Source organism: Vibrio sp. V19_P1S1T109 (assembly GCF_002241375.1).
GTDB lineage: Bacteria > Pseudomonadota > Gammaproteobacteria > Enterobacterales > Vibrionaceae > Vibrio > Vibrio anguillarum.
Genome location: NZ_NDIM01000157.1, coordinates 1 through 10,282, shown reverse-complemented (window position 1 = coordinate 10,282; position 10,282 = coordinate 1). Strand labels below are relative to the sequence as shown.

General features: G+C 46.5%; 9 protein-coding genes. 2 read left to right on the top strand and 7 right to left on the bottom strand.

What is annotated here, in order from left to right; all coding sequences use genetic code 11:
* The coding region (locus B9J87_RS07410) for a transposase (RefSeq protein ID WP_141201551.1) at nucleotides 1-329 on the top strand (329 nt) is incomplete at its 5' end.
* Here the strand turns inward: B9J87_RS07410 and B9J87_RS07405 are convergent.
* Nucleotides 282-677 carry an OsmC family protein gene (locus B9J87_RS07405; protein WP_094150004.1) on the bottom strand — a complete coding sequence of 132 codons (396 nt, stop codon included), beginning with the start codon at nucleotides 675-677 and terminating at the stop codon, nucleotides 282-284. The two genes, B9J87_RS07410 and B9J87_RS07405, sit on opposite strands and share 48 nt — an antisense overlap.
* 30 nt (nucleotides 678-707) lie before the next feature.
* Nucleotides 708-1,694: a Gfo/Idh/MocA family protein gene (locus B9J87_RS07400; RefSeq protein WP_013868419.1), complete on the bottom strand. Its 987-nt coding sequence runs from the start codon at nucleotides 1,692-1,694 to the stop codon at nucleotides 708-710.
* An 849-nt stretch (nucleotides 1,695-2,543) separates the two neighbouring features.
* Here B9J87_RS07400 and B9J87_RS07395 point away from each other — a divergent pair.
* Nucleotides 2,544-2,987: a dCMP deaminase family protein gene (locus B9J87_RS07395; protein WP_010319355.1), complete on the top strand. Its 444-nt coding sequence runs from the start codon at nucleotides 2,544-2,546 to the stop codon at nucleotides 2,985-2,987.
* Nucleotides 2,988-3,065: 78 nt separating this feature from the next.
* Here the strand turns inward: B9J87_RS07395 and copI are convergent, their stop codons facing one another.
* The 5 genes from copI to B9J87_RS07370 form a co-directional block, all read right to left on the bottom strand.
* The gene (gene copI, locus B9J87_RS07390; protein ID WP_176429498.1) at nucleotides 3,066-3,578 is read right to left on the bottom strand and encodes a copper-resistant cuproprotein CopI; all 513 of its coding nucleotides are present in this window, start codon (nucleotides 3,576-3,578) and stop codon (nucleotides 3,066-3,068) included.
* A 76-nt stretch (nucleotides 3,579-3,654) separates the two neighbouring features.
* Nucleotides 3,655-6,783 carry an efflux RND transporter permease subunit gene (locus tag B9J87_RS07385; protein ID WP_094149999.1) on the bottom strand — a complete coding sequence of 1,043 codons (3,129 nt, stop codon included), beginning with the start codon at nucleotides 6,781-6,783 and terminating at the stop codon, nucleotides 3,655-3,657.
* Nucleotides 6,780-8,282: an efflux RND transporter periplasmic adaptor subunit gene (locus tag B9J87_RS07380; RefSeq protein WP_094149997.1), complete on the bottom strand. Its 1,503-nt coding sequence runs from the start codon at nucleotides 8,280-8,282 to the stop codon at nucleotides 6,780-6,782. The genes B9J87_RS07385 and B9J87_RS07380 overlap by 4 nt, the downstream gene beginning before the upstream one ends.
* Nucleotides 8,283-8,291: 9 nt before the next feature.
* Complete coding sequence (locus B9J87_RS07375; protein ID WP_094149995.1) at nucleotides 8,292-9,722, bottom strand: TolC family protein; 1,431 nt, start codon at nucleotides 9,720-9,722, stop codon at nucleotides 8,292-8,294.
* A gap of 82 nt (nucleotides 9,723-9,804) precedes the next feature.
* Nucleotides 9,805-10,221 carry a hypothetical protein gene (locus tag B9J87_RS07370; RefSeq protein ID WP_094133329.1) on the bottom strand — a complete coding sequence of 139 codons (417 nt, stop codon included), beginning with the start codon at nucleotides 10,219-10,221 and terminating at the stop codon, nucleotides 9,805-9,807.
* Nucleotides 10,222-10,282 lie beyond the last annotated feature (61 nt).

Sequence of the window (10,282 nt, the reverse complement as noted above, 5' to 3'; positions counted from 1 at the left end):
CCTTAGCGGTGGTTTATTATTTAAAAGAGAAGTTAAGAATGCTGTGGTCGCAGCCATCAAAGATAGAGGGTGAGAGATGGCTAGAAAGCTGGATAGATGAAGCGAACCACTCAGGCATTGTGATGCTAGAGAAGTTTACTAAGACCCTGAGGAAGCATAAGGATGGGATATTGGCATTTTATGATAAAAGGATGAGTAGTGGTCGAGTAGAGGGTGTGAACAACCGAATAAAGACGCTGAACAAAGTCGCCTATGGGTATCGTGATTGGGAATTTTTTGAGTTAAAAATCAAAGCCAGTCATGAGGCGAAGTATCGATTTTCCGGATGAACCGACAGAACAGTACTTTTCTAATGAATCGGCCGTCACTTTTTCAACGACATTAGGGTCAAGATCAACGCCTGATACGTCGAAATGGATATTGACTAGCGTAAAAATCCGCGGTGCGGTTTCACGGCGCTCAGCCGTCAATTTGGCGTTACATGCCGTGACCTGTTGATTGGCCGATTTTAAGCCATCAACCACATCCACAGAGCTACAACCTCCCGCAGCCATCAGAACCATCTCCATCGGGCTAGGCGCGGTTGCACCACCACTGCCATCCATCACCACCGAATGACCAGATTGGGATTGGCCCAAGAACTTGAAATTTTCGACCCACTTTACTTCAGCTTGCATTATTTTTGCTCTCTTCTCTGTGCGATGAAACTACAGGTTATCGGTTGGAAAAATCACGCCCGTTTGGCGGCGTATTTCTGTCAATAATTTGGAAACGGTGAGTGAGCGTAATTTGCATTGCTCATCTATTGTCTTGTTCTGTATCTGATCTGCAAATTTTTGTGCTTCGTAAAACATGCGGTTGGCGTGTTGCTCAATACTCAGATCTTGGGTTTGACCACCACGGTTAATTCTCGTGATGCGGTTGCAGGTAGAAATCATCTCAACATGCAGTGCGGCCTCTTCACCTTGAATTTCGCTCGGCAAATAGGAGTCACTGGTTTTTGAATGCATTAATAGCACATCAAAACCGTCATATCCTAAGATCACACTGCCGTTACCATCAACCCCCGTCTCCAGTAAATGCGCTTGGGCTTGTACCGATTTAGGCTCACCAAACAGTTCAATGGCTGAGCCCAAACAGTAATAACCAATATCCATGATCGAACCATTGGAGAACTCGGGCAAAAAGGTATTGGGCATCTCACCCTTGAGATATTTAGGGTAACGAGAGGAATACTGGCAGTAGCTGAGCACCGCTTTACGGATAGCGCCAATCTGCGATAGCTCTTGTTTTAGAACGGAAAAATTGGGCAAATGTGGGGTTATAAAAGCCTCAAATAATACTACGCCATGCTGTTTGGCAACTTGATACATCTGCTGTGCTAATGAGAAATCAGAAGCCAGCGGCTTCTCACAGATAACATGTTTGCCCGCTTGCATCATTTGAATCGACTGTGGACCATGCAGTACATTCGGGCTGGCGATGTACACGGCATCCACATTGTCACTCTCACCTAGGCTCTTAAGGTCAGTAAACAAAGCAGGAGCATCGTATTTTTCGGCAAATTGTTTCGCCCTGTCCAGCGAACGGGAATAAACCGCTACTAGCTGAAATTCCCCCGTTTTTAATGCCCCTTCGATAAATTGGTCAGTAATCCAGTTGGTTCCAATAACGGCTAAGCGAATCATCATCATATCCTTTCATTATTTTCACCTATTATCTGGAGTTACTCCGCAGGAAGCAATGTTAACCTCACCACTTATTATTTTCAGGTGGCCATTATTTTCAGGTAACCAAAATAAAGAAAACCCCACTAAGCTCTCGCTTAGTGGGGTTCCAGTTCTTACTCGCAGCAATCCAGCTACTGATAAGTGCTCCCTGCATCAATTCCTTGATAGTTTGCTGATTCCCTCAGCACATTCCCTTTCATCGCCTTCCTAGCGGTGTCCTTAACTCCGTCGTCCCGACAGATTTGTGCACTTTTCCTTTGCACCGTCCATTAACTTTCCTTGATAACCATCCTAGTTATTCAGCATCCAGCTAATGTCCTTCGCTATCCTTGCCGATCATTCTTCCTGAATTATCGAATCTTCGTCCTGAAGATGACCTATCCTTGGGTCTTTCCTGTTCCGTGTCCGCTTCCTGCTGACAACTTCAGATTACGGATTTCACTTTTTTCAGCAATCCCCCACCTGTTGTTTTTTCTCTACCAGAAAGACACCGAATGAAAATTATCATTTAAATTCAAATAATTACAGAAATTCAATCTCTTTTTATTGCATAGCGAAACGTTAAAGTCTCACGATACGTGTAAGAGATCTCTCACAAACTTAATCCTATAATTGCCTATCTCCTCAGCTAAGATACCCGCACGAAATGAGATAGAGCTCTCACTCTAATACTGATTGGCACGGCTGAATTCTGTTTAGAAATGAGAATTGCTCTAGACTAAGTGTGAGAAAACTAGGATATTAATGTCGATCTTAATCACATATCTCCCTCGCTACTGAGGAAATGCAAGAAAATCGTCAGAGGAACAACACATGATTTCGAAATGGGCACAGCGCTTTTACCAAATGGCAGAACTTGTTGGCTCTTGGAGTAAAGATCCCTCCACGCAAGTCGGCGCAGTGATCACTAAGCAAAATCGCATCGTTTCGGTTGGATTTAACGGTTACCCGCATGGTATTTCAGACAGTGCAGGCACCGATGATCGTGATATGAAATACCTCAAAACACTGCATGCTGAGGAAAATGCCATCCTATTCGCCAAGCGTGATTTGGATGGTTGCGAAATTTATGTGACACATTTTCCTTGCCCAAACTGTGCAGCAAAAATCATTCAAACTGGGATTTCCGCAGTACACTGCCCAGAGCAAACAGAAGACTTCTTATCCCGTTGGGGTGATAAGATCAAAGTCAGCCAAGATATGTTTTTACAAGCGGGTGTTAAAGTAAACTGGCTACCGCTCAGTGATTTGAAATAATTAATCAATGGTCAAAAAAAACCGCCCTGCCAAATTGGAAGGGCGGTTTTTTCTTTTAACGAGTTAGCGTGACAACTTTTACTGAAGCTGAATTTTCTTAATCATCCCAGCTTCAGCATGGCCGGGGATATTGCAGGCGAACTCAACATTATTATCACCATGGAAGTGCCATAACAGTTGTTTCGCTTTACCCGGTGCCACGGTGACGGCACTGCCACCATCATGTTTATGATTGCGCATTTGGCGCATCATTTCTCGGTGTTTTAGCTGCTCGTCGGCTGAACCAATCGAAAATTCGTGCTCAATTTTACCTGTGTTCATAACGACAAATTGCACCACATCATCAGGTTCAATATTCACCTCCTTTTTGAAGGTGATTTTCATGTCATCCGAGAGTAAAACATGCACCACTTTATCGGGTTTGGCTCCTTTGGCAGGCATGCCGACTTCTGACATGTCATCCATCGCCATGTTCATCGTGTCTGTTTGCTTCATCACCATGCTGCCATGATCCATTTTGCTATGGTCCATTTCAGCCATGACAGAAGAGGTGAATAACGCTAGTGAAAGTGTGATTAGTGTTTTTTTCATTTTGATTTTCCTTAAATTCATCCAGTTACTATTTATTTTCCGATTAGTGCTTAGCTTTTACTTTGCCAGCTGCACGCTATTTGAGTGTTGCGATTTCACGGTTTTTCCATAACTTGAATACCGCGGGTAGAACCAATAATGTGAGCAATAGTGCTGAAGCCATGCCTCCAATCATGGGGGCGGCAATGCGCTGCATTACCTCCGAACCGGTTCCCGTGCCATACATAATCGGGATCAGGCCAATAATAACTGTCAGTACCGTCATCATGACTGGGCGCACGCGCTGTCCTGCTCCTTCGCCAATTGCATTGATGAGATCTTGGCTGTCAATGGCCGCACCATTTTCCTGTGCATCAATTTTTTTGTAGTGCCAAGCTTGGTTTAAATAAACGAGCATGATCACGCCAATTTCTACCGCAACACCTGAAAGTGCAATAAAGCCCACCCCCACGGCGATTGAAAAGTTGTAGCCAAGGTAGTGCATCAACCACACGCCACCCACCATCGCCAGCGGCAATGTCGCCATAATGATCAACACTTCTCCGATTCGACGGAAACTGAAATAGAGTAGCAACATGATGATTGCGATCGTGATCGGTGCGACGACACCCAAGCGTGCTTTGGCTCGCTCCATGTATTCATATTGACCAGACCACACGAGAGAATATCCCGCTGGCAGCTGTAATTGCTCCGCTACCGCTTGTTGCGCCTCTGCCACATATGAACCGAGATCGCGTCCATCAATATCGACAAAGACCCAGCCGTTTGGCCGTGCGTTTTCGGTTTTGATCATCGGCGGGCCGTCTTCGTAGCGAATATCAGCCACATCGGCCAAGGCCAAACGTGCACCGTTTTGAGTCACCAAAGGTAAGTTTTGCAGCTTCACTACCGAATCACGGTAATCTTGCGGGTAACGTACATTGATCGGATAACGCTCTAACCCCTCAATGGTTTCCCCTACATTCATGCCCCCCACTGCGGTTGAAACTACTTGTTGCACATCTTTAATGCTTAGCCCATAGCGCGCCGCTTGTAACCGATTGATGTCTATCGTTACATAACGTCCACCAGCCACACGTTCAGCATAAACCGATGCCGTGCCTTGAACGCGGTTAAGGATAGGTTCAAGCTGCGCACCGATGGTTTCAATCTGTTTGAGATCGGGACCCGCTATCTTGATACCAATCGGCGTTTTGATCCCTGTAGCTAACATATCGATGCGTGTTTTGATTGGCATCACCCACGCGTTGGTTAACCCCGGAAATTGCACTAAGCTGTCAAATTCCTTACGTAGCGATTCTGTGGTTACGCCTTCACGCCATTGATCGCGAGGTTTAAGTTGGATCACCGTTTCAATCATGGTTAAGGGCGCGGGATCAGTTGCGGTTTCTGCACGCCCCATTTTGCCCCACACGGTTTTGACCTCTGGTACGGTTTTGATGAGTTTATTGGTTTGCTGCAATAGCTCACGCGCCTTACCAATCGAGATCCCCGGATAGGTTGTCGGCATGTACATGAGATCGCCTTCATCTAATGGCGGAATAAACTCACTGCCTAATTTGCTCATTGGGTAATAAGCGGAAGCCATTAATGCCAAAGCCAATACAATCATGCTTTTGGGATAACGCAAACTCAGGTTGAGTAGTGGACGATAAAGTGCCACAAGCCCTTTATTGATAGGATTTTTGTGCTCGGAAATAATATTGCCACGCACAAAATAGCCCATAAGAACAGGGACGAGCGTGATCGCTAAACCTGCGGCGGCGGCCATGGCATAGGTTTTAGTAAACGCCAATGGCGAGAACATCTTGCCTTCTTGGCCTTCGAGTGCGAAGACGGGCACAAAACTTAACGTAATGATAAGTAGTGAGAAAAATAGTGGCGCACCGACTTCTTCAGCGGCTTTGCCAATCACCTGCCAGCGATTTTTGTCGGTCAGTGGGGTGCGTTCCATATGTTTATGCACATTTTCGATCATCACAATCGCCCCGTCGACCATAGCACCGATAGCAATGGCGATCCCCCCAAGTGACATGATGTTGGCATTGATACCTTGCCAGTGCATCACAATAAACGCCGATAGAATGCCCACGGGCAAACTCAAAGCAATCACTAATGATGAGCGGATATGGAATAAAAACAGCGCACACACGACCGCAACGACAATGAACTCTTCTGCTAGCTTATGCCAAAGGTTTTCAACGGCTTGATTGATCAAGGTTGAACGATCATAAGTGGCAACAATTTCGACACCTTCCGGTAAGCTGCGTTGGAGATCAGTCAATTTCGCTTTGACGTCATCAATCACTTGGCTAGCATTTTCACCAAAACGCATCACGATCACGCCTCCAACCGCTTCTCCTTCACCGTTAAACTCAGAAATACCACGACGCATTTGTGGGCCAAGGTTAATATCCGCCACATCACCTAACAATAATGGCGTTCCTTTGTCGGTCACTTTCAGTGGTAGCGCTTTAATGTCATCAATACTGGTCAGATAGCCACTGGTGCGTACCATGTGTTCGGCTTCCGCAACCTCAATCACTGACGCTCCCGACTCTTGGTTACCATTTTGGATCGCCGCATTGATTTGTTGCAAAGTCAGGTTATAAGCGCGTAGCTTTGCCGGATCAATTTGCACTTGATACTGCTTAACCATGCCGCCAACGGTAGCCACTTCGGAGACACCATTCACCGTTTGCAGCTCGTACTTCAAAAACCAATCTTGCAAACTGCGTAACTGCGCAAGATCGTGTTGTCCGGTTTTATCTTGCAGTACATAACTGTAGATCCAGCCAACCCCCGTCGCATCCGGCCCCAAGGTTGGTTTGGCATTGGGTGGCAGTTTTGGCGTCACTTGGCTTAGATATTCCAATACCCGCGAGCGAGCCCAATACATATCGGTTTTATCATCAAAGATGATGTAGACGTAGGAATCACCGAAGAATGAATAGCCACGGACCGTTTCTGCCCCCGGAACGGCAAGCATCGCCGTTGTGAGCGGGTAAGTGACCTGATCTTCCACTACCTGCGGCGCTTGGCCGGGATAGCTGGTTTTGATGATCACTTGCACATCTGAGAGATCCGGTAAAGCATCAACAGGCGTGTTCTTTACACTGTAAAGTCCGCCCAAAGTGAGAAACAGAGCCGCCACCAACACCAAAAAACGGTTATTGATCGACCAACGAATAATCGCACCAATCATTGTTGACCTCCTAGTGTTTCTGCGGCGGTAATGTTCGTCTCACTACTTGCCTGCTCACTCGCTTCCAGTGCTTTTAGTACATATTCGTCACCCTGCTTTGCCACTAGAAATCGAACCCTTTGCCCTTCAGCAAATAAGCTGAGATCAAACTCCTCCTCAACCGTGAAGTTCATCTGCCCCGCTTGCCAGCCCCATTTGCTTACCGGTTTATAGTTAAGTGTGAGCATCCCGAAATCAGCCATAAGCGTACTGATGTCTCCCGTTAACCAAGCTTCATTGGCAGCTTCGACTCCATTAATACGTGATAAATCAGCACTTTGACTCGACTCTGAATCCAACAGAAAATGTGCCGACGTGACGACCGTGTCTTGCTCCGTTAACCCTTGTAAAACTTCAAGGCGTTCGCCTGCTTCGCGGCCAACTTCAACCCTTGCTGAACGGTATTTGCCATTTCCTTCAGCAAGTACGACGCGCGTCATGCCGCCCGAATGAATAACTGCTGATTTAGGAATGGTGAGCACCGCTTGTTGCGATACCGGCTGCAAAGCGATATTGGCGAACATGTTAGGCTTCAACTCACCCTTCGGATTGAGAAATTTCAAACGCATACGCAGCGTTCGGGTTTTCGGATCCAAAATGGGATAGACGTAATCTATCTTCCCTTGCCACTCCTTGCCGGGAATAGCATCCAGTGTCATTAACGCTAAACTACCCGACGTAATCCAATGTGCTTGGCGCTCGAATACCTCAGCATCAACCCACACTTCGTTTAAAGGACCTGCGCTTATCACCGCTTGCGCTGGCGATAAGTATCCCCCTTCGCGAATATTCAAACTTGCAATCACCCCATCAGCAATGGCTTTGACCTCTATCGATTGAGTGGCTTTGCCTCGAGCGATAATCTGTTTGATCTGTTCACGATCAACACCCAGTGAAACCAAACGCTCGGTTGCGCCTTTCAGTAAACTTTCACGACTGGCTCGATGGGCATTTAACAGCTCCTCTTGCGCTTTAACCAACTCTGGTGAGTAGAGAGTAAATAAGACATCGCCTTTACGAACCTGTTCTCCAACCGCATTAATGTTCAGTTTTTCAACCCAACCAGCAATGCGAACGTTCGTTTGCCACAATAAACTGTCATCAAACGCAATGTAGCCCACTGTCTCAATACGTGGAGATAACTGCGCAAACACCACGGGTTCCGTTTTCACACCCAAGTTATTTTCGACCGCAGCACTGATGGTCACCGTACCGCTATGCTCTTGTGCTTGCGTCGACGATTCGGTGTACACAGGAATGAGATCCATCCCCATCGGCGACTTACCCGGTTTATCACGTTTATAGTTTGGGTCCATCGGCGCAACCCAATACAGCGGTTCAGATGTGGCATTGGTTGAGTTCATTGCCTCCATATCATGACCTGACAGGTACTGATTGATGCCAAACCCCAGTAATCCACCTATCGCTAAGGAAAGTACGGCTATGTTTAATGATTTCATTGAATTCTCCTACTTTTCTACAGACGTGAGTGTTTCTAAAGAGGTAAGTGTTTCTACAGACGTAAGTGAAGGGGCAATAACTTGAAAATCGAACCCATTTAATAGATAAGCGAGGTTACTTTTGGTTAGGTTTAAATCGGTCATTAGGCGTACTTGCTCTAATTGCAGCGCTAGTTCATCGCTGGCGGCACTGACGACATCATTAAACTGGGAGGTATTGTTTTCATAGCCTCTCTCAACCGCTTGAGTGCGGGCTTTCGCTTGCGTTAATAAGGTGGTTTGATAGCGCGCTAAACGCTGTTCGAGGTTCGTTTTATCAACCAATAAGGCATTCACTTTGGCGTTCATCTGCGCCAATAGAACATCACGCTGTGATTTAGCCGCGACCACTTGATATTGCGCCGCAGCGTGGTTTCTATCTTGGCGGCTCCCCGTAAACAGCGGGATATCCATGGTGAGATAAGCACTGACCATGTCGGCTGCGGGTCCGCCTTGCATACTGCTTGCTTGGCGATAGGCGTACATCACTTCCACACCAAACTGAGGTTGATAGGCCGTTTGTGCTATTTCGACTTGCGTTTGGTTGGTGTGAATTGCCGTTTCTACCATGCCGACCATCGGGTGAGTGACCAACAAAGCGTAGTGAGTGGTGCTGTCGTTAACCGTAGCCAATTGCGCATCTAAACGGGACCAGTTCACTGACTCTTCAGCGGTTAACATAGGCTGTTCAACCAACCAAGCGCTACCTAACCATTCGGATAATTGCGACACAATACGTTGCTGCATTTGTTGATTGGCTTGTAATTTTTCGTCCAATTTGGAAACTTGTAACTGCGCTTGCAGCAGATCTTGCGCTTCGCTTTTACCTAATGAATAGTTCGTTTCAATAAAACCAGCCAGCTCACGCATTAAGGTTTGGTTTGCCCGCACGATACGTTCAGCGCGTTGTTGGTAGCCTAACTCTAACCATAATTGAGTCATGCTGTTTGCCACTTCCAACTCACGTAAATTAACCTGAAGCGCAACGCCACTGGCTTGTTGCTTTGCTTTTTTCGCTTGTAATGCCAAGCTTGAACCCCGTTCAAACTGCTGCATTAAGCCCACAGAAATGTTAGTCATAGGATCTTCATCAAACTTAAAACTATCAATGGGCAAACCACCAAAGCCAACTTTGATCTTAGGATCCATTAGGGTTGAACTGGCAATTCCAGTTTCTTGTATTGCTTGAGATTGAGCAAAATATTGCTTGCGGACGGCATCATTCGATAATGCAGCGTCAATCAGCTGAGCTAATTGTTTTGCATGCGAATCTGGCTGAGCCATCGCGGCTTGTGGGGCTGCATTCACCATCAAGGGGAATGACAAAATGCCCACTATACTGATCGACCAAGCGATCACAGAGAGTTTAAGGTTCACAATAAAATTCCATCTTTCATGCATCGCAAAAGGTTGAGATGCAACAGAGAGTCACGCACCTAGTTAAAGGCCGCACAAACACACCATAGGCGTAATGAAAGGGAAATTAAGCGATAGGGGGACGGTAAAGTGAGCGGGCGACCGTCACAATACCACGCGTTGCTTCTGCATTGATCAACAATAAAACCGCGTGAGGTGTGAAGGGTTCGTGTTCAGTGATAAAGAAAGCTAACGTGGTCATGCACATGACGCTGCAACAGGAATCAACACCTTGGCCGCTGTGATCGATACAATCGTTACTCATCGCTGATGAAATCATATCACTTGCATCGGAATCATGGTGCGCAGCGTTCATATTTGAGCAGTGTTGCGGCGGGTTTGCATCGTCAGTCACTGAATGGGATACAGCCGAAATCGGTGACATTGTGATCGCCATTAAAGGTGCGCTAGACACTAAGCTTGAAGCAAGCAGCGTCATCATCACCAACATGGAAACCCAAATTGTATGCAGCGAAAGTTGCATATCCAATATCACTATCTGACTGAAAACTCCCACAGACTAAAGCTTGCCCTAGGGGTAAGGT